This window comes from Streptomyces sp. NPDC002513 (assembly GCF_053595355.1).
Genome location: NZ_JBSFXK010000023.1, coordinates 1 through 26,999 on the forward strand (window position 1 = coordinate 1; position 26,999 = coordinate 26,999).

Consider the following 26,999-nt stretch of genomic DNA (forward strand, 5'->3'; position numbering starts at 1 on the left):
CGACCGAACCAGCTACAAAGCCACCACCAGCATCGAAATCCTTGCGGCCGCAAGCCCTTGACAACGTGCCCCAGCCACAAACTTCACGGCCTTGGGGCTAGACCCGGACGCGCGGGCGCTGCTACCCGGACTGGTCGTCGGGGACACCTCGCGGGTCGCGCCCGAGCTGGACGACGCCTTCCATCGGACGGACCTCGCGCACCTGCTCGCGGTGAGCGGGGGCAACTTCACGATCCTCCTGGCCCTGCTCGTCGGCCCGGCCGGACTGGCGCAGCGCGCGGAGCGGCGCGGACTCGCGCCCCGGCTCGGCATCCCGCTGCGGGGGACCGCGCTGCTCGGCGGAGTGCTCACGCTCGGGTTCGTGGTCGTGTGCCGGCCGGACCCGAGCGTGCTGCGGGCCGCGGCCTGCGGAGCGATCACGCTGCTCGCCCTTGCGACCGGGCGGCGTAGATCCCTGATCCCCGCGCTGGCCACGGCGGTGCTGGTGCTGGTCCTCTGGGACCCCTGGCTCGCCCGGAGCTACGGGTTCCTGCTCTCCGTGCTGGCGACCGGTGCCCTGCTCACGGTCGCCCCGCGCTGGAGCGCGGCGCTGCGGCGGCGCCGTGTGCCGCCGCGACTTGCCGAGGCGCTGGCCGCCGCGGCTGCCGCGCAGGCGCTGTGCGCGCCGGTCGTCGCGGTGCTGTCGGCGCGGGTGAGTCTGGTCGCGGTGCCGTGCAATCTGCTCGCGGAGTTCGCCGTGGCGCCGGCCACCGTGCTGGGGTTCGCCGCGCTGGCGGCGGCGCCGGTGACGATGCCGGTCGCCACGTCGCTGGCGTGGTGCGCGAGTTGGCCCGCCGGATGGATCGCGGACATCGCGCGCACCGGTGCCTCGTTGCCGGGCGGCGCGGTGGACTGGCCGGGAAGCTGGGCCGGGGCGGTGCTGCTGGCGGTGGTGACGGCGGTCGTCGTCCTCGTCGGCCGGCGGCTTCTGCGGCGCCCCTGGGCGGCCGGGGTCTGCATCGTGGTGCTGCTGCTCGTGGTGGTGCGGCCGCCGCCGCTGACCCGGGTGATCACCGGATGGCCGCCGCCGGGCTGGCGGTTCGCGATATGCGATGTGGGGCAGGGAGACGCGACGGTGCTCGCGGCAGGCCACGGCACGGCGGTGGTCGTGGACGCGGGGCCCGATCCGGTGCTGGTCGACCGATGCCTGACCGCGCTCGGTGTCACTCGCGTCCCGCTGCTCGTGCTGACCCACTTCCACGCCGACCATGTGGCGGGGCTGCCGGGAGTGCTGCGCGGCCGGTCGGTGGGGGCGATCGAGACGACCGGGTTCGAGGAGCCGCCGGAACAGGCGGCGTTCGTCCGCGCCCGGGCGGCCGCCCGGCACATTCCGGTGACGCGCGCCGTGGCCGGGGAGCGCCGCCGCATCGAGGCCCTCGACTGGCGGGTGCTGTGGCCTCCGCCGGACCCGGCACCCTCGCCGGACGGTCCGAACGACGCGAGCGTCGCCCTGTTCGTACGGTCGGCGGGGCTGACCCTGCTCCTGCTCGGCGACCTCGAACCTCCGGCGCAGGAGGCACTGTTGAGATCGCCCGAGGGTGCCGGGCTGGGCCCCGTGGACGTTCTCAAGGTCGCCCACCACGGGTCGGCGTACCAGGACCCCGAGCTGATGCGGAGGGTCGCGCCGCGGCTCGCGTTGATCTCGTGCGGCCGGGACAACCCGTACGGCCATCCGGCGCCGGCGACGGTCGTGGGTTTGCGGGGCGAGGGCGCGCTGGTGCTGCGGACGGACCGGGACGGGGCGATCGCGGTCGTCGGGGCGGGCGGTGAACTGAGGGCCGCGAGAGACTGAGGTCATGAATTCCGCACAGGCTGACGCGTATCTCCACAGGATCGGGGCTGCCCACCCCGCGTGGCCCACCATCGATGTGCTGCGCGAGCTGCAACTCCGCCATCTGCAGACCGTCCCGTTCGAGAACCTGTCGATCCATCTGGGCGAGGAGATCGTGCTGGAGGAGAAGCGGCTGTTCGACAAGATCGTGGGGGCTCGCCGAGGCGGCTTCTGCTACGAACTCAACGGCGCGTTCGCGGCGTTGCTGGCGGCGCTCGGCTTCGATGTCACGCTGCTCGCGGCGCGGGTGTACGGGGAGGAGGGGAGGCTCGGGGTGCCGTACGACCACCTGGCGTTGCGGGTGCGGACCGTGGACGGAGGCGACTGGCTGGTCGATGTCGGGTTCGGGGCGAACAGCCACTTTCCGCTGGCGTTCGGGGAGCGGGGCGAGCAGCGGGATCCGGGCGGTGCGTTCCGGGTGATCGAGGCCGGGGTGGACGCGGCGGGGGTACGAGGGGGCGGAGGTTCGGCGGAGTCCGGTGACCTCGATGTGCTGCGGGAGGGCAGGCCGCAGTACCGCCTGGAGGTACGCCCGCGGGTGCTCGAGGACTTCGCCGTCGGAGTCTGGTGGAACACCACCTCGCCGCTCTCGCACTTCGTGCGCTCGCTGGTGTGTTCGCGGGTCGCCGAGGAGGGAGGGCGGATCACGCTCAGCGGCCGCCGTCTCACGGTGACGGCTCCGGACGGGCGTAAGGAGGTGTCGGAACTGGCGAGCGACGAGGAGGCGCTGGCGGTGTACCGGGAGCGGTTCGGGATCGTCCTGGACCGGGTGCCGACGGTGCGGCAGGGCGACCGGACCGACTGACCGGGAGCCGGGTTCACGGCGTCAGGACGTCATGGCCGGAGGCGCTTTCCGTGCGCGGGGCGGTGCGGGCGACGGCGTGGGCGGGCGGGAACTTTCCGGGCGCCCCCCGGCGTCGGCGGTGTCCCGCGTAGCGGAAGATGGCCAGGTGAGCGATGTGAGACATGTGCTGGTGCTGCCCGACCGTGACGCGGCGGAAGCGGTGGCGGAGGCGCTCGGGGAGCGGTTCGCCCTGGATGAGGAGCCGCGGATCGTACGGGACGCGCTGGCCGGTGAGGACGACGCCGAGGACGCGCAGTGGCTGGTGGTGCTGCGGGACGAGGAGGAACGCCTCGACCCGGCGGCGTTGGACACGTTCGTGGGGGAGTGGGACGGCTGGCGGGAGGAGCCGTAGTCGGTCCGGGGACCGGCCGGGCGGGGCGGCGGCGGGACCGCGATGTCAGTGGCGCGTGCGATGCTGTCCGTGATGGCCAAGAAGACCGCGCATGACGACCCTCTCGCCCCCGTCACCCTTGCCGTGGGCCAGGAGGACCTGCTGCTCGACCGTGCCGTGCGGGAGGTGGTGGCCGCCGCCCGGGCCGCCGATGCCGACACGGACGTACGGGACCTGACCTCGGACCAGTTGCAGCCCGGCACGCTCGCCGAGCTGACGAGTCCGTCACTGTTCGCCGAGCGCAAGGTCGTGGTCGTACGCGACGCGCAGGATCTGGGGGCCGACACGGTCAAGGAACTGAAGGGGTACTTCGCCTCGCCCGCCGAGGAGATCACCCTCGTGCTCCTGCACGCGGGCGGAGCCAAGGGCAAGGGCCTGCTCGACGCCGCCCGCAAGGCGGGGGCGCGGGAGGTGGCCTGCCCGAAGATGACGAAGCCGGCGGACCGGCTGGCCTTCGTGCGGGGGGAGTTCCGGGCCCAGGGGCGTTCGGCGACGTCCGAGGCGAGCCAGGCGCTGGTCGACGCGATCGGCAGCGATCTGCGGGAGCTGGCGTCCGCGGTGTCGCAGCTCGTCGCGGACGTCGAGGGGACGATCGACGAAGCGGTGGTCGGGCGGTACTACACGGGTCGGGCCGAGGCATCGAGCTTCACGGTCGCGGACCGGGCGGTCGAGGGACGTGCGGCGGAGGCACTGGAGGCGCTGAGGTGGTCGCTGGCCACGGGGGTGGCGCCGGTGATGATCACGAGCGCGCTCGCACAGGGGGTGCGCGCGATCGGCAAGCTGTCGTCGGCCCGGGGCGGGCGTCCCGCGGACCTCGCCCGGGAGCTCGGCATGCCGCCGTGGAAGATCGACCGGGTGCGCCAGCAGATGCGGGGGTGGACGCCGGAGGGGGTGGCGGTCGCGCTGCGGGCGGTGGCCGAGGCCGACGCGGGCGTGAAGGGCGGCGGTGACGACCCGGAGTACGCCCTGGAGAAGGCGGTCGTCACGATCGCGAGGGCGGCCCGGTCCAGGGGCCGGGCGTAGACCGACGACCCGGGCCCGGAGGCGGCGCCCGTACGGCGGCGCGTAGGCGGCGCGCACGCCGAAGGCCCCGCCGTCCGTCCTGGGGAAGGACGGGAGGCGGGGCCTTCGGTCGAGCTCGTGGGTCCGCACCCGCGTGGCGAACGCAGGCCGCGTGCGGACCCGGGGTGCCGGGTGGGAGCGGATGAGAGAGGGCCCGCTCGGTTCCCTCCGGCGTCAAATCAAGTGTCAGCCCTTGAGGGCACCGACCTTGGAAGCCAGCGCCGACTTCTTGTTGGCGGCAGCGTTCTTGTGGATGACGCCCTTCGAGACGGCCTTGTCGAGCTGACGCGCGGCGGCGCGCTGGAGCACGGTGGCCTTCTCGACGTCACCCGCGGCGGCGGCCTCACGGGCCTTGCGGATCGCGGTGCGAAGCGAGGACTTGACGGCCTTGTTGCGCAGGCGCGCCTTCTCGTTCGTCTTGTTCCGCTTGATCTGGGACTTGATGTTCGCCACGAATGAGCCTCTACAGGTTCAGGCACGGGAGACGGGCTGTCTCACGCGCCGGTGATTTCTTGGAGACGTGTCTCCGCTGAGAGGGCAAGAGACACAGCCACCCAGGCTACCAGCCGCCTTCCGGCCCGCCCAAACCGGTCTCGCGGGCCTCCGTCCCGGCCCCCGGGCCTCCGTCCCGGCCCGTGGAGGCCGCCCGGCCCCGTGCGTGCGCCGCCCCCCCGCACCCCAAACCGCTCCCAAACCGGTCACAATGCTCCTTGTGTGCGTCCCCGCGCACGCCCCCGCGGCCCGTCTCGGCCCGGCCCGCACCGGTCGCAGCCTCCCGCGCGTGGGACCATGGAAGCTACGTATCGATCCGACCCGAGACCGCAGACACTGCGGACGCCTCAAGAATCAGGACCCTGCGTGCCCGCGATCCCTAGCCATGTGCCCGAGCCGAGCCGTACCGCCCCGGCTCTGATCCGCAATTTCTGCATCATCGCGCACATCGACCACGGCAAGTCCACGCTCGCCGACCGGATGCTCCAGCTGACCGGCGTCGTCGAGCAGCGGCAGATGCGCGCTCAGTACCTCGACCGCATGGACATCGAGCGCGAGCGCGGCATCACGATCAAGTCCCAGGCGGTGCGTCTGCCGTGGGCCCCGACCCATGATCCGGGCAACACGCACATCCTGAACATGATCGACACCCCGGGGCACGTCGACTTCACCTACGAGGTCTCGCGGTCGCTCGCCGCGTGCGAGGGTACCGTCCTCCTCGTCGACGCCGCCCAGGGCATCGAGGCCCAGACCCTCGCCAACCTCTACCTGGCGATGGAGAACGACCTCACGATCATCCCCGTACTGAACAAGATCGACCTGCCGGCCGCGCAGCCCGAGAAGTTCGCCGAGGAACTCGCGAACCTCATCGGCTGCGAGCCCGGCGACGTGCTCAAGGTCTCCGCCAAGACCGGTCTCGGCGTCGAGGCGCTGCTGGACAAGGTCGTCGAGCAGATCCCGGCGCCGGTCGGCGTCGCGGACGCGCCCGCCCGAGCGATGATCTTCGACTCGGTGTACGACTCCTACCGCGGCGTGGTCACGTACGTCCGTGTCATCGACGGTCAGCTCAACAAGCGCGAGCGCATCAAGATGATGTCGACCGGCGCGACCCACGAGCTGCTGGAGATCGGCGTCAACTCGCCCGAGATGCTTCCGGCCGACGGGCTCGGGGTCGGCGAGGTGGGCTATCTGATCACCGGTGTGAAGGACGTCCGCCAGTCCAAGGTCGGTGACACCATCACCAGCCAGGTCAAGGGCGCCGAGGAGCCCCTCGGCGGGTACAAGGACCCCAAGCCGATGGTCTTCTCGGGTCTGTATCCGCTGGACGGGTCCGACTACCCCGACCTGCGCGAGGCCCTCGACAAGCTCCAGCTCAACGACGCCGCGCTCGTCTACGAGCCGGAGACGTCCGCCGCCCTCGGCTTCGGTTTCCGCGTCGGCTTCCTCGGCCTGCTCCACCTCGATGTGATCCGCGAGCGGCTGGAGCGCGAGTTCGGGCTCGACCTGATCGCCACCGCGCCCAACGTGGTCTACCGCGTGGTCATGGAGGACGAGACCGAGATCACGGTCACCAACCCCAGCGAGTTCCCCGAGGGGAAGATCGCCGAGGTCTACGAGCCGGTCGTACGGGCCACGATCCTCGCGCCCACCGAGTTCATCGGCGCGATCATGGAGCTGTGCCAGACCCGCCGCGGCACGCTGCTCGGCATGGACTACCTCTCCGAGGACCGCGTCGAGATCCGTTACACCCTCCCGCTCGCGGAGATCGTCTTCGACTTCTTCGACCAGCTCAAGTCCAAGACCCGCGGCTACGCGTCCCTCGACTACGAGCCCACCGGCGAGCAGAACAGCTCCCTGGTCAAGGTGGACATCCTGCTGCACGGCGACAAGGTCGACGCCTTCTCCGCGATCACCCACAAGGACCAGGCGTACGCGTACGGCGTCCGGCTCGTCGCCAAGCTGAAGGAGCTGATCCCGCGGCAGAACTTCGAGGTGCCGGTGCAGGCCGCCATCGGCTCCCGGGTGATCGCCCGCGAGACCATCCGCGCCATCCGCAAGGACGTCCTCGCCAAGTGCTACGGCGGTGACATCTCCCGTAAGCGGAAGCTGCTGGAGAAGCAGAAGGAGGGCAAGAAGCGGATGAAGATGGTGGGTTCCGTGGAAGTTCCGCAGGAGGCCTTCATCGCGGTGCTCTCCAGCGATGACAGCGCGGGGCCGGCCAAGGGCAAGAAGTAGCCGCCGCCGGCGGTGCAAACCGGGTGGAACGGGCCCGTCGTGCGCGGCGCGGCGGGCCCGCGCGGTGCGTCGGGTGGTTCCGCGGGGGAAGCGAGAGGCCTTGGCCCCTTACGAAGTGGCTGGTCGGGCTTTACCCTGATGCCTGCTCGGTAGTTACTCGCGAGTTAAGCAAGGCGCGCGAGTGGAAACAACAGAAGTGAGCCAGCCACACCGTCGCGGGCCCGGAGGATGTCGTGAGCCATCAGCAGACTGTGATCGAGAACCGTCCGCCGTCTGTCGCGGCCCTCTTCCTGGAGCGCGTGGCGGCCACGCCGGACACCGAGGCCTACCGCTACCCCGTACCGTCGCCCGCCGGCGAGGGGCCCGACGAGTGGAGGTCGCTGAGCTGGGGACAGGCCGCCGAGCGGGTCCACGCGATCGCCGCCGGACTGATCGAGCTGGGCGTGCGGCCCGAGGAGCGCATCGCGCTCGCCTCCTCCACCCGTCTCGAATGGATCCTCGCCGACCTCGGCATCATGTGCGCCGGCGCGGCCACGACCACCATCTATCCGCAGACCAACGCCGACGAGTCGGCCTTCATCCTCTCCGACTCCGAGAGCAGGGTCCTCGTCGCGGAGAACGCCGACCAGCTCGCCAAGGCCCTTCAGAAGCGCTCCGAACTGCCCGACCTCCACCACGTCGTCGTCATCGACCCGGCGGGCGTCGAGTCCGGGGACTGGGTTCTCACCCTCGCCGAGCTGGAGGCCCGTGGCGCGGCCTACCTGCGCAAGCACCCGGGGCTGATCAAGGAGCGGGTCGGCGCGATCACCAGGGACCAGCTCGCCACCCTCATCTACACCTCCGGCACCACCGGCCGTCCCAAGGGTGTCCGCCTGCCGCACGACAACTGGGCCTACATGGCGAAGGCGATCGCCGCGACCGGGCTGGTCGGCAGCGACGACGTGCAGTACCTGTGGCTGCCGCTCGCGCACGTCTTCGGCAAGGTGCTCACCTCCGGCCAGATCGAGGTGGGGCACGTCACCGCGGTCGACGGCCGCGTCGACAAGATCATCGAGAACCTTCCGGTGGTGCGGCCGACCTACATGGCGGCCGTGCCGCGCATCTTCGAGAAGGTCTACAACGGCATCGCCGGCAAGGCCCGCGCGGGCGGGGCGGCCAAGTACAAGATCTTCCAGTGGGCCGCCGAGGTCGCCCGCGAGTACGCCAAGGTCACCCAGGACACCTTCCGGCGCACCGGCACCCGCTCCGCGCCCTTCGCCCTCGCCGCCCGGCACAAGGTCGCCGACGCGCTCGTCTACGCCAAGATCCGCGAGGCGTTCGGCGGCCGGCTGCGGGCCTGTGTCTCCGGCTCCGCCGCCCTCGCGCCCGAGATCGGCTACTTCTTCGCCGGAGCCGGCATCCACATCCTGGAGGGCTACGGCCTCACCGAGTCCTCCGCGGCCTCGTTCGTGAACCCGGGCGAGGCGTACCGCACGGGCACGGTCGGCAAGCCGCTGCCCGGCACCGAGGTGCGCATCGCGGAGGACGGCGAGATCCTGCTGCGCGGCCCCGGCATCATGCAGGGCTACCACAAGCTGCCGGAGAAGACCGCCGAGGTGCTGGAGGCGGACGGCTGGTTCCACACCGGGGACATCGGCGAGCTGTCCCCGGACGGCTATCTGCGCATCACCGACCGCAAGAAGGACCTCATCAAGACCTCCGGCGGCAAGTACATCGCGCCCGCCGAGGTCGAGGGGCAGTTCAAGGCGGTGTGCCCGTACGTCTCCAACATCCTGGTGTACGGCGCCGACCGGAACTACTGCACCGCGCTCATCGCCCTGGACGAGGCCGCGATCCTCGAGTGGGCGAAGGGGAACGGCCTGGAGGGCAGGTCGTACGCCGAGGTGGTCGCCGCGCCCGCCACGGTCGCGATGGTCGACGGCTATGTCCGCGAACTCAACGCCGGGCTCCAGCGGTGGCAGACCATCAAGAAGTTCCGGCTGCTGCCGCGCGACCTCGACGTCGAGCACGGTGAGATCACACCGAGCCTGAAGCTGAAGCGGCCGGTGGTGGAGCGGGAGTACAAGGACCTCATCGACGAGATGTACGCGGGGACGCGCGAGGCGTGAGAGGCCGCTCGCGGCCACGGGGCCGGGGAGCGGTCCCCGGCCCCGTACCACTCGGGCGAATCGAGACGAACGTCGATGGGCTTGACGAACCGTCACAAGCCCCCCGGCGGACAGAGGACGTAGATCCGTTGCCCGAATCCGACCGACTCCGAGCGCATCTGTAGCACCCTTCTCACCCTTAGCAGGCCACTTCGGTAACTCGGTGCTTATGGGCGGGTCCGGTCTGTCACTCTGTCCGCATCGCCAAAGGCGTATGCGCCGGAGTTCGTCGGAACCGCTCGGGGAGCCGTCCATGGGGGCCATTCCCACGCAAGGGGAGACCATCTTCCGTGCCCCTGACACGCCCGCGCACGAGGGCGCGGAGCTGCACACGGTGGTGCGTACGACGCTGCCCGGCGGCCCGCTCGCGCCGGGCGCCGCCCGCCGCTTCGTGTGCGCCGCCCTCTCCATGTGGGCCGAGGCGGCCGAGCCCGGCACCTTCACCGAGCGACTGGCCGACGACGCCCTGGTCGTGGTCAGCGAACTGGTCACCAACGCGGTCGTGCACGCGGGCACCGACGTCGACATCGTCTGCCGCCTCCACGAAACGGACGACGAACCGCCCGGCCTCCTCGTCGAGGTCTCCGACCACCACCCCTCGCGCCCGGTGCGGGACGAGACCACCGAGTGCGCCCACGGCATACCCGAGTACGGCCGCGGTCTGCGTCTCGTCGCCGCGCTCTCCACGGCCTGGGGGATCACCTACCGCACCGCGACCAAGACCGTCTGGGCGCGGCTGCCCCTCGACGGCGCCCCGCCGGCCCCGGACGGCATCGAGGCGTACGCCGGTGAGGACGCCCCCGAGCGCGGCCCGGGCACCGGCGAGATCCTGGGGCCCGAACCCGTCGTCCTCACCGACCCCGGACGCGGTGCGCCCGAGCGGGACTGGCGCGGCCGCGGCGCGCTCTCCTTCCTCGCCGAGGCGTCCGACCTGCTCACCGGACAGCTCGACGAGGATCTGGTCGCCGCGCTCACCGGGCAGCTCCTCGTGCCGCGGCTCGCCGACTGGTGCGCGGTGTGGCTGGAGGACGAGGCGACCGGCTGGCACGGTCCCGAGACGGCGGTCGCCACCGGGCCGCGGCTGGCCCGGGTCTGGCACGGCAGCGAGAACCGCATCGAGGAACTGCGCCGGGCGCTGGAGAAGGACCCGCCACGGCTGCCGGAGTCGGTGCGTTCCCGGGCGGTGCCCGTGCCCTGGCCCGGGGAGGCGCTCGGCCCGCGCGGCGCGACCGGGGCGGCGCTGGCCTACCGGCTGATCGCCGGCGGCCGGCCGCTCGGCACGCTGGTCATCGGCCGGGCGGGGCTGCCGTGCTTCCCCGACGAGGTCACCGGGCTCGTCGAGGACCTCAGCCGCCGGGTGGCACTCGCCATCGGGGCGGCCCGCCAGTACGCGCGCCAGGCCACCATCAGCAGGGTGTTGCAGCGGGGGCTGCTGCCCGGAGCCGTCGCCGAGATCCCCGGGGTGAGCAGCGCGCTCGTGTACGAGCCGTGCGACAAGGGCGGCCCCAGCGGCGACTTCTACGACCTCTTCCCGGCCGGCCGCGGGCGGTGGCACTTCGCGCTCGGCGACGTCCAGGGCAAAGGCCCGGAGGCGGCGGTCGTGATCGGGCTGGCCCGGCCCTGGCTACGGCTGCTGGCCCGCGAGGGGTACGAGGTCCCCGACGTCCTGGACCGTCTCAACCAGCTCCTTCTCGACGACGCCACGGAGGCGTCGGACGCGGCGGCGCGGGCGCTGGTGGCGGCGGGTGCCCCCGTGCCGGTCGCCGACGGCGGCCCCCACGCGCGTTTCCTCTCCCTGCTCTACGGGGAACTCGTCCCCTTCGACGGCGGGGTGCGCTGCACGCTCGCCTCGGCCGGACATCCGCTGCCGCTGCTGCTGGGCCCGGACGGCGACGTACGGGTCGTGGCCCAGCCGCAGACCCTCCTCGGGGTCGTCGAGGACGTCACCTACGGGTGCGAGACCTTCGAGCTGCACCCCGGCGACACGCTGCTGTGCGTCACGGACGGGGTGACCGAGCGGCGCAGCGGGTCCCGCCAGTTCGACGACGGGGACGGGCTCGCGGCGGCGCTCGCCGGCTGCGCCGGGCTGAGCGCCCAGCTCATCGCGGAGCGGATCCGGACCCTGGTGCACGAGTTCGGGAGGAAGCCGCCGGAGGACGACCTGGCGCTGCTGGTGCTGCGCGCGGAGTGACGTGCCACACCCGGCCGGTCACGTCTTCGGTGCTGGACAATGGAGGACATGCCTTCCGCTCTCCCCGACGGCGAGCCCGTCCCCGCCGACGGCGCCCTGCCCGCACACGCGCTCGCCGGAGCCGCCGAACGCCCCCTCGGGTTCTATCTCCATGTGCCGTACTGCGCGACGCGCTGCGGCTACTGCGACTTCAACACGTACACGGCGACGGAGCTGCGCGGCACCGGCGGGGTGCTGGCCTCCCGCGACAACTACGCGCAGACGTTGATCGAGGAGATCCGGCTGGCCCGCAAGGTGCTGGGCGACGACCCGCGCGAGGTCCGCACGGTCTTCGTCGGGGGCGGCACACCGACACTGCTGGCCGCCGCGGACCTCGTACGGATGCTGGGCGCGATCCGTGACGAGTTCGGGCTCGCGGACGACGCCGAGGTGACGACGGAGGCGAACCCGGAGTCGGTCGGCCCGGAGTATCTCGCGGCCCTGCGGGAGGGCGGCTTCAACCGGATCTCCTTCGGCATGCAGAGCGCCCGCCCGCACGTGCTGAGGATCCTGGACCGCACCCACACCCCGGGCCGTCCCGAGGCCTGTGTGGCCGAGGCGCGGGCGGCGGGCTTCGAGCAGGTGAACCTGGACCTGATCTACGGCACGCCGGGCGAGTCGGACGACGACTGGCGGGCCTCGCTGGACGCGGCGCTGGGCGCGGGCCCCGACCACGTGTCGGCGTACGCGCTGATCGTCGAGGAGGGCACCGGGCTCGCCCGCCGCATCCGCCGCGGCGAGATACCGATGACGGACGACGACGTCCACGCGGACCGGTATCTGATCGCGGACGAGGTGCTCGGCTCCGCGGGCTACGACTGGTACGAGGTCTCCAACTGGGCCACCTCTAAGGCCGGCTGCTGTCTGCACAACGAGCTGTACTGGCGCGGCGCCGACTGGTGGGGCGCGGGCCCCGGCGCGCACAGCCATGTGGGCGGCGTGCGCTGGTGGAACGTGAAGCACCCGGGGGCGTACGCGGCGGCACTCGCGGCGGGCCGCTCCCCGGGGGCCGGACGGGAGGTCCTGTCGGAGGAGGACCGCCGGGTGGAGCGCATCCTGCTGGAACTGCGCCTGAGGGAGGGCGTGCCGCTGTCGCTGCTGCGGGAACAGGGGCTGGCGGCTTCGTGCCGCGCCCTGGCGGACGGGCTCCTGGAAAAGGGGCCGTACGACGAGGGCCGGGCGGTTCTCACGCTGCGGGGGCGGCTGCTGGCGGACGCGGTGGTGCGGGACCTGGTGGACTGATCACTCCGGCGAGTGAACCGGTGCGGAACGCCGGTCCGTTCCCTAACCTGGTTCGTAGGCTGCCGCCAAAAGGACGCGGCGGATGTGGAGGGCCACGGAGATGACCGCTGTGGACGAGTACGGGATGACCAGGTTCTTCGAGGGGTTCGAGCCTCCGGAGGGCGTCACAGCCGAGCTTCTCCGGGGGGAAATCGTGATGATGGCGAGCCCTGATGTGGTGCACAACGTCATCGTGATGCTGATCGGCAGACAGATCCCCCTCGAACGCTGGTATTGCCTCCAGACACAGGACATCGACATCGTCGACGAGGCCAGCGAGCCCGTTCCGGACCTGGTAGTCGTGGCACCTGACCTCTTGCCTGCCTCGGGCCGCCTGCTTCCTTCCCAGTTGACCACGATGGTCGTCGAGGTCGTTTCCAAGACCAGCGTCGGCCGGGATTACGGCGTCAAGCGTTCGATCTACGCCGCGGGTAAGGTGCCCGCCTACCTCATCGTCGACCCGATCATGGCGCAGTGTGTCCTGCTGACGAAGCCAGACGGAGAGGGAGAGGAGGCCGACTACAGGACGCAGCACATCGCGAAGTTCGGTGAGCCGTTGTCGCTGGAGGGGCTGGGAGTCGAATTGGACACGAGCGAGTTCGGAACGTTTCCGGACGTCAGGCCCCACCGCTATCCGTGACGAAGTCGATCAACTCCTCCACCCGCCCCAGCAACTCCGGCTCCAGGTCCTTGTAGGACCGCACCCGCGACAGAATCCGCTGCCAGGCCGCACCCGTGTTCTCCGGCCACCCCAGCGCCCGGCACACCCCCGTCTTCCAGTCCTGCCCGTGGGGGACCCGGGGCCAGCCGGGAATCCCCAGGCTCGACGGCTTCACGGCCTCCCAGATGTCGATGTACGGATGGCCGACGACCAGCGCGTGCTCACTCGTCACCGCCTGAGCGATCCGCCACTCCTTCGTACCCGGCACCAAGTGGTCCACGAGCACGCCCAGCCGCGCGTCCGGGCCCGGCGCGAAGGAAGACACGATCGACGGCAGGTCGTCCACGCCCTCCAGGTACTCCACGACCACGCCCTCGATGCGCAGGTCGTCGCCCCACACCTTCTCCACCAGGTCCGCGTCGTGGCGGCCCTCCACATAGATGCGGCCGGCGCGGGCCACCCTCGCGCGCGCCCCCGGGACGGCCACCGAGCCCGACGCGGTACGCGGGGGACGCACCGGCGCCCGCGACGGGCGCACCAGGGTCACCACCCGGCCCTCCAGCAGGAACCCCCGTGGCTCCAGCGGGAACACACGGTGCTTGCCGAAGCGGTCCTCCAGGGTCACCGTGCCCGCCTCGCAGCGGATCACCGCGCCGCAGAAGCCGGTGCGCGGCTCCTCGACCACCAGACCGGGATCCGCCGGGACCTCCGGCACGGGCGCGGGCTTCTTCCACGGCGGGGTCAGGTCCGGCGAGTACGAGCGCATTCGGATGACGATAGGAGAAGCCGGGCCGTGACGGGCGCAGAAGGCGTCACGACACGCCGAAACGGGCCGCGAGCGCGTCGCGCTGCGCCCGGACGAACGCCGCGTCCACGACGGCCCCGTGCCCCGGCACGTACACCGCGTCCTCGCCGCCCAGTTCGAGCAGCCGGTCCAGGGCCGCCGGCCAGTGCGAGGGGACCGCGTCCGGGCCCGCCTGCGGCTCGCCGGACTCCTCCACCAGGTCCCCGCAGAAGACCACCTCCCGCTCGCCGGGGACGAGGACCACCAGGTCGTGGGCCGTGTGGGCCGGGCCCACGTTCGCCAGCAGCACCTGCACCCCGCCCAGGTCCAGCGTCCATTCGCCCGAGACCTGGTGGCGCGGGCGGACCAGCACGTCCCCGGCCCCGGCCGCCTCGGCCGCGTCCAGGCCGTGCCGCACCGCGTCCGCGATCAGCGCGTCCCGCTCGTGGACGAACACCGCCTCGACGCCCACCGCCCCGAACACCTCCGCGCCCGCGAACGCCGCCGCCCCGAAGACATGGTCGAAGTGCGGGTGCGTGAGCGCGAGATGTGTCACATGCCGGTCCCCGCCGAGCGGCGCGAGCAGCCGCCGTGCCTGGGTGCGCAGCCTCGCGCCCTCGCCGAGGCTCGACCCGGCGTCGACCATGAGCGCCCCGCGCTCGCCGGCCACCAGTCCCGCCGTGCAGTCCCAGCCCGGGAGCCGGGTGCGCCCCGCCCGCGCGCTGAGCGCCTCCCACCCGCACTCTTCCCACCACACCGTCATGGGGTGACGCTACCCGCAGGCGGCCCCGCAGGACGGGACACCCCGGGACAGGTCGGTACACGTCGGCAGGGCAGGTGAGCCCGCCCTTGCCCGGGGTGTACCGGACAGCCGTACACTTGCCCAGGGGATGCTGGCACTCACCACTGCAGAGTGCCAGGGGAAGCGTCAAGGGGACAGACCGCTGGAGGTGTGCGCATGCTCAGTGAACGCAGGCTCGAAGTGCTGCGCGCCATCGTCCAGGACTACGTGGGCACCGAGGAGCCGGTGGGCTCCAAGGCACTCACCGAACGGCACAACCTCGGCGTCTCCCCGGCCACCGTCCGCAACGACATGGCCGCACTGGAGGAGGAGGGCTACATCGCCCAGCCGCACACCAGCGCCGGACGCATCCCCACGGACAAGGGCTACCGCCTCTTCGTCGACAAGCTCGCGGCGGTCAAGCCGATGAGCCCGCCCGAGCGCCGCGCGATCCAGAACTTCCTGGAGGGCGCCGTCGACCTCGACGACGTCGTGGCGCGTACGGTGCGCCTGCTCGCGCAGCTCACCCGGCAGGTCGCCGTCGTGCAGTACCCGTCGCTGACCCGCTCGACGGTGCGGCACGTGGAACTGCTGGCGATGGCGCCCGCGCGGGTGATGCTCGTGCTGATCACCGACACCGGCCGGGTCGAGCAGCGCATGGTCGACTGCCCCGCGCCGTTCGGAGAAACGTCACTCGCGGATCTGCGGGCGCGGCTCAACAGCCATGTCGCCGGCCGCCGTTTCGCCGACGTCCCGCAGCTTGTGCAGGACCTGCCCGAGGCCTTCGAACCGGAGGACCGGGGCGCGGTCTCCACGGTGCTCGCCACTCTCCTGGAGACCCTCGTGGAGGAGACCGAGGAGCGGCTGATCATCGGCGGCACCCCCAATCTCACCCGCTTCGGGCACGACTTCTCGCTCACCATCCGCCCCGTCCTGGAGGCGCTGGAGGAGCAGGTCGTCCTCCTCAGGCTGCTGGGCGAGGCGAAGGATCCGGCCATGCGGGTGCGTATCGGCCATGAGAACGCACACGAGGGACTCAACTCCACGTCGGTGGTCTCCGTGGGCTACGGTTCGGGCGGCGAGGCAGTAGCGAAACTCGGCGTGGTCGGACCGACCCGCATGGATTACCCGGGAACGATGGGAGCGGTACGAGCGGTGGCACGGTACGTCGGACAGATCCTGGCGGAGTCGTAAGTGGCCACGGACTACTACGCCGTACTCGGCGTACGCCGCGACGCGTCGCAGGAAGAGATCAAGAAGGCGTTCCGCCGGCTCGCCCGCGAGCTGCACCCGGACGTCAACCCCGATCCCAAGACGCAGGAGCGGTTCAAGGAGATCAACGCCGCGTACGAGGTGCTCTCGGACCCGCAGAAGAAGCAGGTCTACGACCTCGGCGGCGACCCCCTCTCCCAGGCGGGCGCCGCGGGCGCGGGCGGCTTCGGCGCGGGCGGTTTCGGAAACTTCTCCGACATCATGGACGCGTTCTTCGGCACGGCGTCGCAGCGCGGACCGCGCTCGCGCACCCGCCGGGGCCAGGACGCCATGATCCGGTTGGAGGTCGAGCTGGACGAGGCGGCCTTCGGCACCACGAAGGACATCCAGGTCGACACGGCCGTCGTCTGCGGGACCTGCAACGGCGAGGGCGCCGCGCCCGGCACGTCCGTGCAGACCTGTGACATGTGCCGCGGTCGCGGCGAGGTCTCGCAGGTCACGCGGTCCTTCCTGGGCCAGGTCATGACCTCCCGGCCCTGTCCGCAGTGCCAGGGCTTCGGCACGATCGTCCCGACCCCCTGCCCGGAGTGCGCGGGCGACGGGCGGGTGCGCTCCCGCCGGACGCTCACCGTCAAGATCCCCGCGGGCGTCGACAACGGCACCCGGATCCAGCTCGCGGGCGAGGGCGAGGTCGGCCCGGGCGGCGGACCCGCCGGCGACCTGTACGTCGAGATCCACGAGCTGCCGCACGCGGTGTTCCAGCGCCGCGGCGACGACCTGCACTGCACGGTCACCCTCCCGATGACGGCGGCGGCCCTCGGCACCAAGGTGCCGCTGGAGACGCTGGACGGCATGGAGGAGGTCGACATCCGCCCCGGCACGCAGTCCGGGCAGTCGATCCCGCTGCATGGCCGAGGCGTCACACATCTGCGCGGCGGCGGCCGGGGCGACCTGCTCGTGCACGTCGAGGTGCAGACGCCGGCGAAGCTGGACCCCGAGCAGGAGCGCCTGCTGAGGGAACTGGCGAAGCTGCGCGGCGAGGAACGCCCGCAGGGCCAGTTCCAGCCGGGGCAGCAGGGGCTGTTCTCGCGCCTGAAGGACGCCTTCAACGGGCGCTGACCGTGAGCGGACACCGGTGCCGGTCGACCCGACCGGCGCCGGGCGCGTTCTTCGGGACGGCCGCGCCCCGGCCCCCGCTTCGGCCCCCCGCGTGCGCCCTCCCACCACCTCTGACCCGCGAACCCGTCCTCCGGCATATGCCGGAGGACGGCTGGATTCGGACTCGTTCGAAGGACGTGACACCATGCCGTCATGTCCACCGTGCTGACCGATCTCCTCCGCCACCCGATCGTGCAGGCCCCCATGGCGGGCGGTACCTCCGTGCCCCCGCTCGCCGCCGCCGTGTCCGAGGCGGGCGGCCTCGGGTTCCTCGCCGCCGGATACAAGACCGCCGACGGCATGTACCAGGAGATCAAGCAGCTCCGCGGGCTCACGGCCCGCCCCTTCGGCGTGAACGTGTTCATGCCGCAGCCCGACCACGCGGACCCCGCCGCCGTCGAGGTCTACGCCGAACAACTCGCCGGTGAGGCCGCCTGGTACAAGACCGAACTGGGCGACCCCGACGGCGGACGCGACGACGGATACGACGCCAAGCTCGCCGTCCTCCTCGACGACCCGGTGCCGGTGGTCTCCTTCCACTTCGGGGTCCCCGCCCCGTCGGTCCTTCGATCCCTGCGCCGCGCGGGCAGCTTCACCCTGGTCACCGCGACCACCGTCGAGGAGGCCCTCGCCGTGCAGGAGGCGGGCGCCGACGCGGTGATCGCACAGGGCGTCGAGGCCGGCGGCCACCAGGGCACCCACCGCGACTGCACCGAGAGCGACCGCTCCGGCATCGGCCTGCTCTCCCTGGTCGCCCAGATCCGCGATGCCGTACGGATCCCGATCGTGGCGACCGGCGGCCTCATGCGCGGCAGCCAGATCGCCGCGGTGCTCGCGGCGGGCGCGAGCGCGGCCCAGTTGGGCACCGCGTTCCTCGCCACCCCCGAGTCCGGCGCCCACCCCCGGCACAAGCAGGCGCTGACCGACCCCCGGTTCGTCCGGACGGAACTGACGCGCGCGTTCTCCGGGCGCCCGGCCCGCGCTCTGGTCAACCGGTTCATGCGGGAGCACGGGCCGTACGCGCCCGCCGCCTACCCCGAGATCAACCACCTCACCTCGCCACTGCGCAAGGCGGCGGCCAAGGCGAACGACCCGCAGGGCATGTCGCTGTACGCCGGCCAGAGCCACCGCCTGGCCCGTGACCTGCCCGCCGGGCGGCTGGTGGAGGTACTGGCCGCGGAACTTCAGGAGGCGGCGTCCGCGGTGTCCACGGGTGGTGCCGGGCGATGACGGCGCCCGTGTTCGTCGTGGAGCGGCTCGACGGCGTCGGGCCCGAGTTCGTGCTCGACGGCCCCGAGGGGCGGCACGCGGTCTCGGTGAAGCGGCTGCGGCCGGGGGAGGCCGTCGTGCTGACCGACGGCGCCGGACGCCGGGCGGAGGGCGAGGTCGTCGGCACCGAGGGCAAGGACCGACTGATCGTCCGGGTGACCTCGGTGTCCGAGGAGGCGTCGCAGACACCCCGGATCACCGTCGTCCAGGCCCTCCCCAAGGGCGACCGGGGGGAGCTGGCCGTGGAGACCATGACCGAGGTCGGCGTCGACGCGATCGTCCCCTGGCAGGCCGCACGCTGCATCACCCAGTGGAAGGGCGAGCGGGGACTGAAGGCCCTCGGCAAATGGCGGGCCACCGCCCGCGAGGCGGGCAAGCAGTCCCGCCGGGTGCGCTTCCCCGAGGTCGCGGACGCGGCGACGACCAAGGAGGTCGCCGCGCTGCTCGCCAAGGCAGACTTCGCCGCCGTCCTGCACGAGAGCGGCGAGGAACCCCTCGCGACCGTGGAACTCCCCGCCGAGGGCGAGATCGTGCTGGTCGTCGGGCCCGAAGGGGGCGTCGCCCCCGAGGAGTTGGCCCAGTTCGCACAGGCGGGCGCGAGGGCCTTCCGGCTGGGGCGCACCGTCCTGCGCACCTCGACCGCCGGCACCGCGGCGGCCGCGCTGCTGCTCGGCCGCACCGGACGCTGGTCCTGACCACAAGGGGGGCACACCATGGAACTCGCCCAGGTACGGCTGCTGGTCTCGGACTTCGCCGCCTGCTACCGCTTCTACGCCGACGTCCTCGGCCTCAAACCCCAGTCGGGAGCGGTTCAGGGGCCGTACGAGAAGTTCTCCCCCGCCGTCGGCTCGGCGGGCATCGCGCTCCAGGACCGGGCCGTGATGGCCCGGATCCTGGGCGAACTGGGCGACGCGGCCACGGGCCACCGCTCGCTCGTGGTGCTGCGCGTGGACGACCTGGACGCGTACTGCGCGCGGATCACGTCCCGCGGCGCGACTCTCCTGCACGGCCCGGCCCCCCTGACCGAGCGTTTGCGCGTGGCCCATCTCAAGGACCCCGAGGGCAACCTGGTCGAACTCCAGGAATGGCTTCTGCTGCGCGGCTGACGGTGCGTCGGGAGGCGGCGTGCCCGGGCCCACCGTCACCGTGACGCGGACCGTCCGGTGCCAGGGCGACCCCACCTGCCGGCCGGTTCAGGGCGGATGACCCCCACGACGAACCAGGGCAACCGGCAAAACCCCTGTCCGTGAACGCGCTTGCTGCTTAGGGTGACCTGGTGATTCAGTCCTCATCGCCCGCGTATCTCCGCTTCCCGCATCCGCACGGCGAGTTGGTCGCCTTCACCGCCGAGGACGACGTCTGGGTCGCTCCCCTCGACGGTGGCCGTGCCTGGCGGGTCAGCGCCGACAACGTCCCGGTCAACCACCCCCGGATATCCCCGGACGGCCAGACCGTGGCCTGGACCTCCGTCCGCGACGGCGTCCCCGAGGTGTACACCGCCCCGGTCGACGGCGGCCCCGCCCGGCGCCTGACCCACTGGGGCGGTGTGAGGACCCAGGTGCGCGGCTGGACCCCCGACGGACGGGTGCTCGCCCTCAGCGCGGTCGGCCAGGCCTCACTGCGCCGCACCTGGGCGCACGCCGTACCGCTCGACGGCGGCCCGGCCACCACCCTGCCGTACGGGCCCGTCGGCGAGGTCGCCCACGGCCCGGCCACCGTACTGCTGTCCGCGCCCATGGGCCGCGAGGCCGCCTGGTGGAAGCGCTACCGGGGCGGCACCGCCGGCAAGCTCTGGATCGACCGGTCGGCCCGCGACGGCGAAGGGGCCGGGGAGTTCGTACGACTGCACGAGGACCTCGACGGCAACATCGAGTACCCGGTGTGGGTGGGGGACCGCCTCGCCTTCCTCTCCGACCACGAGGGCACCGGAGCGCTGTACTCGTCGCTCGCCGACGGCTCGGACCTGCGCCGCCACACCCCCCTCGGAGGCTTCTACGCCCGGCACGCGGCGAGCGACGGAACCCGGGTCGTGTACTCCTCGGCCGGTGAACTGTGGCTCCTGGAGGACCTGGACGGGGCCGAGCCCCGGCGGCTCGACCTCCGGCTCGGCGGGCAGCGCGTGGATCTCCAGCCGTATCCGGTGAGCGCGAGCCGCTGGTTCGGGGCCGCCTCGCCCGACCGCACCGGACGCGGCAGCGCGATCTCGGTGCGCGGCGCCGTCCACTGGATCACCCACCGCTCCGGGCCCGCCCGCGCGCTCGCCGACGAGCACGGCGTACGGGCCCGGCTGCCGCGCACCTTCCGCGTGGACGGCGAGGAATGGGTGGTGTGGGTGACGGACGCGGAGGGCGAGGACGCGCTGGAACTCGCGCCCGCCACCGGACTCGCGCCCGGCACCACCCCGCGGCGGCTCGCCGCCGGGCGCCTCGGCCGGGTGCTCGGGCTCGCGGTGGCGCCCGACGGCAGCCGGATCGCGGTCGCCGCGCACGACGGGCGGGTGCTGCTCGTCGAGCGGGACAGCGGCGAGGTGCGCGAGGTCGACCGCAGCGAGGACGGCGAGGCCGGCGGACTCGTCTTCTCCCCGGACTCGGCATGGCTGGCCTGGTCGCACCCCGGCCCCCGCCCGCTGCGCCAGCTCAAGCTCGCGAGCACGGCCGACCTGTCGGTCACGGAGGCGACCCCGCTCCGCTTCCGGGACTACGAGCCCGCGTTCACGCTGGACGGCAAGCACCTGGCGTTCCTCTCGGCCCGCTCCTTCGACCCGGTCTACGACGAGCACGTCTTCGACCTGGCCTTCGTGGGCGGCGCACGGCCGCACCTGATCACCCTCGCCGCGACCACCCCGTCCCCCTTCGGGCCCCAGCGGCACGGCCGTCCGTTCGAGGCACCCGAGAAGGACGAGACACCCGACAGCGAGGGCGCGCCCACGACCCGGATCGACCTGGAGGGGCTCGCCGACCGGATCGTGCCGTTCCCGGTCGAGGCCGCGCGCTACTCCGGGCTGCGGGCCGCCAAGGACGGGGTGCTCTGGCTGCGGCACCCGGTGCGCGGTGTCCTCGGCACCTCACGGGCCACGCCCGACGACCCCGATCCCAAGAGCGAGCTGGAGCGCTACGACCTCGTCCAGCAGCGCATCGAGCATCTCGCCTCGGACGCCGACCACTTCGCGGTCAGCGGCGACGGCAAGCGGGTGCTGCTGTGGACCGACGGCAAGCTCAAGGTCGTACCGAGCGACCGGCGCGCCCCCAACGACGACGACAGCGACGCCAACATCACCGTCGACCTGTCCCGGATACGGCAGACCGTCGACCCGGCGGCCGAGTGGCGGCAGATGTACGAGGAGACCGGCCGCCTCATGCGCGACAACTTCTGGCGGCCCGACCTCGGCGGGGCCGACTGGGACGGCGTGCTGGACCGGTACCGGCCGCTCCTGGAGCGTATCGCCACGCACGACGACCTGGTGGACCTCCTGTGGGAGGTGCAGGGCGAACTGGGCACCTCGCACGCGTACGTCATACCGAACGGCTACGCGCCCGGCGCGGACCACCGGCAGGGGCTGCTCGGGGCCGACCTCTCGCGGCACCCGGACGGGAGCTGGCGCATCGACCGGGTGCTGCCGTCGGAGACCTCCGACCCGGACGCCCGGGCGCCGCTCGCCGCGCCCGGAGTGGCGGTACGGGCCGGGGACGCGATCGTCGCGGTCGGCGGCCGGCCGGTGGATCCGGTGGCCGGACCGGGACCGCTGCTGGTCGGGACGGCGGGCACACCGGTGGAGCTGACCGTCTCGCCGGCGGACGGGGGCGATCCGCGGCATGTGGTGGTCGTGCCGATCGCGGACGAGGAGCCGCTCAGGTACCACGCGTGGGTGGCGGACCGGCGGGCGTACGTGCACGAGAAGTCCGGCGGGCGGCTCGGGTATCTGCACGTGCCGGACATGGTGGGCTCCGGGTGGGCGCAGCTCCACCGCGATCTGCGGATCGAGGTCGCCCGGGAGGGACTGGTGGTGGACGTCCGGGAGAACCGGGGCGGCCACACCTCCGAGCTGGTCGTGGAGAAGCTGGCGCGGCGGATCGTGGGCTGGGACGTGCCGCGCGGGCTGCGGGCGCACAGCTATCCGGAGGACGCTCCGCGCGGTCCGGTCGTCGCCGTCGCCAACGAGTTCTCCGGCTCGGACGGCGACATCGTCAACGCGGCGGTCAAGGCCCTCGGCATCGGACCGGTGGTCGGGACGCGGACCTGGGGCGGCGTCATCGGGATCGACAGCAGGTACCGGCTGGTCGACGGGACGCTGGTGACCCAGCCCAAGTACGCCTTCTGGCTGGAGGGGTACGGGTGGGGCGTGGAGAACCACGGTGTCGATCCCGACGTCGAGGTGATCCAGGCGCCGCAGGATTACGCGGCCGGGCGGGACGTCCAGCTCGACGAGGCGGTGCGGCTGGCGCTGGCCGCGCTGGAGGAGCGCCCGGCGAAGCGTCCCCCGGAGCTGCCGGCCGGGTGACCCGCCGGACCAGGAGCACCGCGGCGGATGCTCCTGGGTGGTCCGCCCCCTTCCGCCTGTCCCGAGGTGTGCCCGATGCGCCTGGTGCTCCGCGGTGTTGCCCGCCCTCCGGCCCCTTTCGGACCGGTGGGCGGGCCGGGCCGATACGATGCCGTCGTAGGTAGTGATCAGTCTGTGTGAGGAGGCGCGCATATGGCGGGAGAGCCGCAGGACGACTGCCTGTTCTGCAAGATCGTCGCGGGGCACATTCCGGCGACGATCGTCCGGGAGACCGACACCACGGTCGCCTTCCGGGACATCAACCCCCAGGCACCCACCCACATACTGGTCATCCCGAGGCTGCACCACCGGGACATCGCGACCCTCGCCGCCGCCGCGCCGTCCGTGGCCGCCGATCTGCTCCGTGAGGCCGGCGAGGTCGCCGCGCGGGAAAAGCTGGAGAGCTACCGCATCGTCTTCAACACCGGCAGCGGCGCCGGGCAGACCGTCTGGCACGCGCACGCCCATGTGCTCGGCGGCCGCGGACTGCAGTGGCCCCCCGGATGACGCGCCATGTCCGTCCGTGAACTGGTGGTGCTCGGCACCGCCAGCCAGGTCCCGACCCGGCAGCGCAACCACAACGGCTATGTGCTGCGCTGGGACGGCGAGGGAATCCTCTTCGACCCCGGCGAGGGCACCCAGCGGCAGATGCTCCGCGCCGGGGTCGCCGCCCACGACCTGCACCGGATCTGTGTCACGCACTTCCACGGGGACCACTCGCTGGGGCTGGCCGGGGTCATCCAGCGGATCAACCTGGACAAGGTGCCGCACGAGATCACCGCGCACTACCCGAGGTCGGGGCAGCGGTTCTTCGAGCGGCTGCGGTATGCCACCGCCTACCGCGAGACCGTCCCGCTGACCGAGGCACCGGTCGCCGCGGACGGGGTGCTCGCGACGACCGGCGCGTACACGCTCGAAGCGCGCCGGCTCTCCCATCCCGTGGAGTCGTTCGGCTACCGGCTGGTCGAGCCCGACGGGCGGCGGATGCTGCCCGAGCGGCTCGCCGCGCACGGGATCGCGGGCCCGGACGTGGGCCGTCTCCAGCGCGAGGGCTCCCTCGGCGGTGTCCCGCTGGAGGCCGTGAGCGAGGTGCGGCGCGGCCAGCGGTTCGCGTTCGTCATGGACACCCGGCTCTGCGAGGGGGTGTACGCCCTCGCCGAGGGCTGCGACCTGCTCGTCATCGAGTCGACCTTCCTCGACGACGACGAACAGCTCGCCGTCGAGTACGGACATCTGACGGCACGTCAGGCAGCGCGGGTGGCCCGGGAGGCGGGGGTGCGGCACCTGGTCCTCACCCACTTCAGCCAGCGCTACCCGGAGCCGGAGGAGTTCGAGCGGCAGGCGCGGGCCGCCGGGTTCGAGGGAGAGCTGACCGTGGCGCACGACCTGCTCAGGGTGCCGGTCCCGAAACGGCTGTGACCCGGCCGTACGATGCGTTGATGCCCCTCCCCAAAGCGGAACTGCACCTTCATATCGAAGGCACCCTGGAGCCGGAGCTGGCCTTCGAGCTGGCCGCCCGCAACGCCGTCGCGCTGCCGTACGCCGACACCGACGACCTGCGCAAGGCCTACGCCTTCGAGGACCTCCAGTCCTTCCTGAACCTGTACTACGAGCTGATGGCCGTGCTGCGGACCGAGCGGGACTTCGAGGACCTCGCGCACGCGTATCTGGAGCGGGCCGCCGCACAGGGCGTACGCCACGCCGAGATCTTCTTCGACCCGCAGGCCCATATCGCCCGGGGCGTGCCCCTGGGGACGGTCGTCGAGGGCCTGTGGCGCGCGCTCGGCCGCAGTGAGGAGGACCACGGGGTCTCCACCCAGCTGATCATGTGCTTCCTGCGGGACGAGTCCGCCGACTCGGCCATGGACACGCTGCGGGCCGCCGAGCCGTACCTCGACCGGATCGTCGGCGTCGGCCTCGACTCCGCCGAGGTCGGCCACCCGCCGGCCGCGTTCCGCGAGGTGTACGAGGCCGCCGCCGCCCTCGGACTGCGCCGGGTCGCGCACGCGGGTGAGGAGGGGCCGCCGGAGTACATCACCGAGGCCCTCGACGTGCTCGGCATCGAGCGCGTCGACCACGGGCTGCGCGCTCTGGAGGACCCGGCGCTGGTCGAGCGGCTGGTGCGCGAGCGGGTGCCGCTCACGCTCTGCCCGCTGTCCAACGTCCGGCTGCGCGCGGTCGACGCCCTCGCGGACCACCCGCTGCCCGCGATGCTGGACGCCGGACTGCTGTGCACCGTCAACTCCGACGACCCGGCGTACTTCGGCGGCTACGTGGGGGACACCTTCCATGCCGTGCGCGAGGCCCTCGGGCTGAGCAGGGAGCGGATGCGCGAACTGGCCCGCAACTCGTTCGTCGCGTCCTTCCTGGACCACGACGAGGAGCGGCGGGCCCGCTACCTCGCCGAGGTGGACGCGTACGAGTTCACCGGGAACCAGGGCCTGTTCTGAGTTTCCCGCCTGCGCCGCGACGCCTGGCACGCACTCCCCCAAGCTCTTCGAGCAGGGGGGACCCCCAGCCGCGTTGTCGGGATCGCCCACGTACGCCCAGTGCGCGGGCGACCCTCCGCCTTGCGATCGCACGCACCAGACGCCGCGAGCTGATCGGACTCCCCTTTTGTTCGGAGCTCTAGCTAGGAGCTTCCGGGTCCCGGCGCGGCGGTCGTCGTCTGCCGGGGCCCGGCCGTGCCGTAGGCCCCCCGCCGGTCCGGGGCCGCCGGTGCGTCGAACGGGATCTCCACGACCGGCTGTCCGGATCCGCCGGCCGGTGCGACCGCGCCCGCGGCGCCGCCCGTCGACGAGGCGACCACGGTGGCCGGGGTGCCTGCCGCGACCTGTTCGAGCAGGGGGCGGCCGCGGCGGCGCACGGCGGCCGGCAGCAGCGGCCGGCCGCCGGTGTGCCGGGCGACGGCGGCCAGCGGGAGGGCGATCGCCAGCAGCCCGGCCGCGAGGATCGCGCCCATCGCGGGGAAGCCCGCCCGCGCGGCCAGCACGCTGCCGGTGAGGGGGCCCGCCGCGGTGCCGAGCGAGGACGCCGAGCCGACGAGGACGGCCCAGCGGCCACGCCGGTCGAGCGAGGCGGCGAGGCCGATCAGATACGACAGCACGATCGGGTAGAGCGTGTTCCAGGCGATCTCGCCGGCCGCGAAGGCGCCAGGGCCGGTGGCGGAGGCGCTGAGCGCGATACAGCCGGCGATGAGCGCGGTGCCCACGCCGACGGGGAGCGCGCGGCCGAGGCGCGGCCCGAGCATGCCCGCGCCGATCACGCCGAGCAGCCCGGCGCCGAGCGCGATCGCGAAGACCAGGCCGACGGTGACCTCGCTCAGGTGCGCCTGGGTGATGCCGATGCGTCCGCTGACGCCCCACAGGGAGTTCTGGGCGAGGGACCAGCACAGGATGCTCCCGGCCAGGACGAGCCCGGAGCCGCGATGGGGCAGCCGGCCCGCCCCGCGGGGAGCCGCGGTGACGGGCGCGGGGGAGGAGAGGCGGCCGGTCGCGGGCCACACCAGCAGGGCGGTGAGCGCGATCGCGGCGAGCGGGAGGCCATGGCCCGGGCCGAGGCGGGGGACCGTCAGATAGACGGCTCCGGCGAGCGCGGAGACGCCCAGCAGGCCCAGGATGGAGGCGCTGTGCGGGTCCTTCCCCCAAGCTCTCGCCTTCGTTCCGGCAGCGGGCACCCTCATGGCGGCGATGCCGGCCGCGGCGACCGTGGTGGCCGTGCCCGACCCGAAGCCGCCGGTGACCGCTCCCGCGACGACCACGGGAATGCTGTGGCTGACGGCGGCCGTGCCGTATCCGGCGGCGGCGAGCAGCAGCCCGATGCGGGCGAGCCGCCGGGGGCCGATGCGGGAGACGTGGGCGGCCAGCAGAAAGCCCGCGGAGGCAGAACTCAGCAGCAGGGCGCTGCCGATGGAGCCGGCCTCGGTGGCGGAGAGCGGCAGACCCGCGTCGAGTCTGCCGACGGTGGTGGGCAGGAGGTACGCGGCGAGGTACCCGGCCGTGAAAAGGGCGACGAGGGGCCAGGTCGGGGCGGTGCGCGAGGACAC

The 26,999-nt window shown here is 72.6% G+C and carries 21 protein-coding genes and 1 pseudogene; 18 read left to right on the plus strand and 4 right to left on the minus strand.

Annotated features, from left to right (window positions below):
• Positions 1-94: 94 nt before the first annotated feature.
• The 4 genes and pseudogenes from ACWD5Q_RS17295 to holA form a co-directional block, all read left to right on the plus strand.
• Positions 95-1,831, plus strand: a pseudogene (locus ACWD5Q_RS17295) (ComEC/Rec2 family competence protein); the annotation flags it as partial.
• Between the two features lie 4 nt (positions 1,832-1,835).
• Positions 1,836-2,675 (plus strand): arylamine N-acetyltransferase family protein, encoded by an 840-nt coding sequence (locus ACWD5Q_RS17300; RefSeq protein ID WP_451427845.1) that lies wholly within the window; start codon positions 1,836-1,838, stop codon positions 2,673-2,675.
• Positions 2,676-2,820: 145 nt separating this feature from the next.
• Entirely contained in the window at positions 2,821-3,066 is a 246-nt protein-coding gene (locus tag ACWD5Q_RS17305) for a hypothetical protein (RefSeq protein WP_451427846.1), read from the plus strand.
• A gap of 72 nt (positions 3,067-3,138) precedes the next feature.
• Complete coding sequence (holA, locus tag ACWD5Q_RS17310) at positions 3,139-4,128, plus strand: DNA polymerase III subunit delta (RefSeq protein WP_451427847.1); 990 nt, start codon at positions 3,139-3,141, stop codon at positions 4,126-4,128.
• A gap of 225 nt (positions 4,129-4,353) precedes the next feature.
• On the opposite strand, the gene rpsT is transcribed toward holA, so the two are convergent.
• Positions 4,354-4,620: a 30S ribosomal protein S20 gene (gene rpsT / locus ACWD5Q_RS17315; RefSeq protein WP_451427848.1), complete on the minus strand. Its 267-nt coding sequence runs from the start codon at positions 4,618-4,620 to the stop codon at positions 4,354-4,356.
• A 405-nt stretch (positions 4,621-5,025) separates the two neighbouring features.
• Here rpsT and lepA point away from each other — a divergent pair, with 405 nt between their 5' ends.
• From lepA to ACWD5Q_RS17340, 5 genes are all read left to right on the plus strand, one after another.
• On the plus strand, positions 5,026-6,894 hold the full coding sequence (gene lepA, locus ACWD5Q_RS17320; RefSeq protein WP_451427849.1) for a translation elongation factor 4: 1,869 nt from the start codon (positions 5,026-5,028) through the stop codon (positions 6,892-6,894).
• A 233-nt stretch (positions 6,895-7,127) separates the two neighbouring features.
• The gene (locus ACWD5Q_RS17325) at positions 7,128-9,002 is read left to right on the plus strand and encodes an AMP-dependent synthetase/ligase (RefSeq protein ID WP_451427850.1); all 1,875 of its coding nucleotides are present in this window, start codon (positions 7,128-7,130) and stop codon (positions 9,000-9,002) included.
• Between the two features lie 292 nt (positions 9,003-9,294).
• Positions 9,295-11,232 carry a SpoIIE family protein phosphatase gene (locus tag ACWD5Q_RS17330; RefSeq protein WP_451427851.1) on the plus strand — a complete coding sequence of 646 codons (1,938 nt, stop codon included), beginning with the start codon at positions 9,295-9,297 and terminating at the stop codon, positions 11,230-11,232.
• A 48-nt stretch (positions 11,233-11,280) separates the two neighbouring features.
• Entirely contained in the window at positions 11,281-12,513 is a 1,233-nt protein-coding gene (hemW, locus tag ACWD5Q_RS17335; RefSeq protein WP_451427852.1) for a radical SAM family heme chaperone HemW, read from the plus strand.
• A gap of 100 nt (positions 12,514-12,613) precedes the next feature.
• On the plus strand, positions 12,614-13,192 hold the full coding sequence (locus ACWD5Q_RS17340) for a Uma2 family endonuclease (RefSeq protein ID WP_451427853.1): 579 nt from the start codon (positions 12,614-12,616) through the stop codon (positions 13,190-13,192).
• Here the strand turns inward: ACWD5Q_RS17340 and ACWD5Q_RS17345 are convergent.
• Both ACWD5Q_RS17345 and ACWD5Q_RS17350 read right to left on the minus strand, forming a co-directional pair.
• Positions 13,170-13,979 (minus strand): DUF3097 domain-containing protein, encoded by an 810-nt coding sequence (locus ACWD5Q_RS17345; protein ID WP_451427854.1) that lies wholly within the window; start codon positions 13,977-13,979, stop codon positions 13,170-13,172. The genes ACWD5Q_RS17340 and ACWD5Q_RS17345 overlap by 23 nt on opposite strands.
• A gap of 46 nt (positions 13,980-14,025) precedes the next feature.
• The gene (locus tag ACWD5Q_RS17350) at positions 14,026-14,760 is read right to left on the minus strand and encodes an MBL fold metallo-hydrolase (RefSeq protein WP_451427855.1); all 735 of its coding nucleotides are present in this window, start codon (positions 14,758-14,760) and stop codon (positions 14,026-14,028) included.
• Between the two features lie 195 nt (positions 14,761-14,955).
• Here ACWD5Q_RS17350 and hrcA point away from each other — a divergent pair, with 195 nt between their 5' ends.
• The 9 genes from hrcA to ACWD5Q_RS17395 all read left to right on the plus strand — a co-directional run bounded on the left by hrcA (position 14,956) and on the right by ACWD5Q_RS17395 (position 25,404).
• Positions 14,956-15,972: a heat-inducible transcriptional repressor HrcA gene (hrcA, locus tag ACWD5Q_RS17355; RefSeq protein ID WP_451427856.1), complete on the plus strand. Its 1,017-nt coding sequence runs from the start codon at positions 14,956-14,958 to the stop codon at positions 15,970-15,972.
• The gene (dnaJ, locus tag ACWD5Q_RS17360; protein ID WP_451427857.1) at positions 15,973-17,109 is read left to right on the plus strand and encodes a molecular chaperone DnaJ; all 1,137 of its coding nucleotides are present in this window, start codon (positions 15,973-15,975) and stop codon (positions 17,107-17,109) included. It abuts the gene before it with no gap.
• A gap of 192 nt (positions 17,110-17,301) precedes the next feature.
• Complete coding sequence (locus ACWD5Q_RS17365) at positions 17,302-18,378, plus strand: nitronate monooxygenase (protein ID WP_451427858.1); 1,077 nt, start codon at positions 17,302-17,304, stop codon at positions 18,376-18,378.
• Positions 18,375-19,112 (plus strand): 16S rRNA (uracil(1498)-N(3))-methyltransferase, encoded by a 738-nt coding sequence (locus ACWD5Q_RS17370; protein WP_451427859.1) that lies wholly within the window; start codon positions 18,375-18,377, stop codon positions 19,110-19,112. Before ACWD5Q_RS17365 ends, ACWD5Q_RS17370 begins: the two co-directional genes overlap by 4 nt.
• Before the next feature lie 18 nt (positions 19,113-19,130).
• On the plus strand, positions 19,131-19,523 hold the full coding sequence (locus ACWD5Q_RS17375; protein ID WP_451427860.1) for a VOC family protein: 393 nt from the start codon (positions 19,131-19,133) through the stop codon (positions 19,521-19,523).
• Between the two features lie 170 nt (positions 19,524-19,693).
• Complete coding sequence (locus ACWD5Q_RS17380; RefSeq protein WP_451427861.1) at positions 19,694-22,915, plus strand: S41 family peptidase; 3,222 nt, start codon at positions 19,694-19,696, stop codon at positions 22,913-22,915.
• A 192-nt stretch (positions 22,916-23,107) separates the two neighbouring features.
• Positions 23,108-23,461 (plus strand): histidine triad nucleotide-binding protein, encoded by a 354-nt coding sequence (locus ACWD5Q_RS17385; RefSeq protein WP_451427862.1) that lies wholly within the window; start codon positions 23,108-23,110, stop codon positions 23,459-23,461.
• A 6-nt stretch (positions 23,462-23,467) separates the two neighbouring features.
• The gene (locus ACWD5Q_RS17390) at positions 23,468-24,373 is read left to right on the plus strand and encodes a ribonuclease Z (RefSeq protein WP_451427863.1); all 906 of its coding nucleotides are present in this window, start codon (positions 23,468-23,470) and stop codon (positions 24,371-24,373) included.
• 20 nt (positions 24,374-24,393) lie between these two features.
• On the plus strand, positions 24,394-25,404 hold the full coding sequence (locus ACWD5Q_RS17395) for an adenosine deaminase (RefSeq protein WP_451427864.1): 1,011 nt from the start codon (positions 24,394-24,396) through the stop codon (positions 25,402-25,404).
• A gap of 182 nt (positions 25,405-25,586) precedes the next feature.
• On the opposite strand, the gene ACWD5Q_RS17400 is transcribed toward ACWD5Q_RS17395, so the two are convergent.
• A complete protein-coding gene (locus ACWD5Q_RS17400) occupies positions 25,587-26,999 on the minus strand; it encodes an MFS transporter (protein ID WP_451427865.1) in 1,413 nt (470 codons plus the stop codon).

Coding starts and splice junctions, on each gene's coding strand:
- ACWD5Q_RS17300 (WP_451427845.1), top strand. CDS start 1,836: ATGAATTCCGCACAGGCTGACGCGTATCTCCACAGGATCGGGGCTGCC.
- holA (WP_451427847.1), top strand. CDS start 3,139: ATGGCCAAGAAGACCGCGCATGACGACCCTCTCGCCCCCGTCACCCTT.
- ACWD5Q_RS17330 (WP_451427851.1), top strand. CDS start 9,295: ATGGGGGCCATTCCCACGCAAGGGGAGACCATCTTCCGTGCCCCTGAC.
- hemW (WP_451427852.1), top strand. CDS start 11,281: ATGCCTTCCGCTCTCCCCGACGGCGAGCCCGTCCCCGCCGACGGCGCC.
- ACWD5Q_RS17340 (WP_451427853.1), top strand. CDS start 12,614: ATGACCGCTGTGGACGAGTACGGGATGACCAGGTTCTTCGAGGGGTTC.
- ACWD5Q_RS17345 (WP_451427854.1), bottom strand. CDS start 13,979: ATGCGCTCGTACTCGCCGGACCTGACCCCGCCGTGGAAGAAGCCCGCG.
- ACWD5Q_RS17350 (WP_451427855.1), bottom strand. CDS start 14,760: ATGACGGTGTGGTGGGAAGAGTGCGGGTGGGAGGCGCTCAGCGCGCGG.
- hrcA (WP_451427856.1), top strand. CDS start 14,956: ATGCTCAGTGAACGCAGGCTCGAAGTGCTGCGCGCCATCGTCCAGGAC.
- ACWD5Q_RS17365 (WP_451427858.1), top strand. CDS start 17,302: ATGTCCACCGTGCTGACCGATCTCCTCCGCCACCCGATCGTGCAGGCC.
- ACWD5Q_RS17370 (WP_451427859.1), top strand. CDS start 18,375: ATGACGGCGCCCGTGTTCGTCGTGGAGCGGCTCGACGGCGTCGGGCCC.
- ACWD5Q_RS17375 (WP_451427860.1), top strand. CDS start 19,131: ATGGAACTCGCCCAGGTACGGCTGCTGGTCTCGGACTTCGCCGCCTGC.
- ACWD5Q_RS17385 (WP_451427862.1), top strand. CDS start 23,108: ATGGCGGGAGAGCCGCAGGACGACTGCCTGTTCTGCAAGATCGTCGCG.
- ACWD5Q_RS17390 (WP_451427863.1), top strand. CDS start 23,468: ATGTCCGTCCGTGAACTGGTGGTGCTCGGCACCGCCAGCCAGGTCCCG.
- ACWD5Q_RS17395 (WP_451427864.1), top strand. CDS start 24,394: ATGCCCCTCCCCAAAGCGGAACTGCACCTTCATATCGAAGGCACCCTG.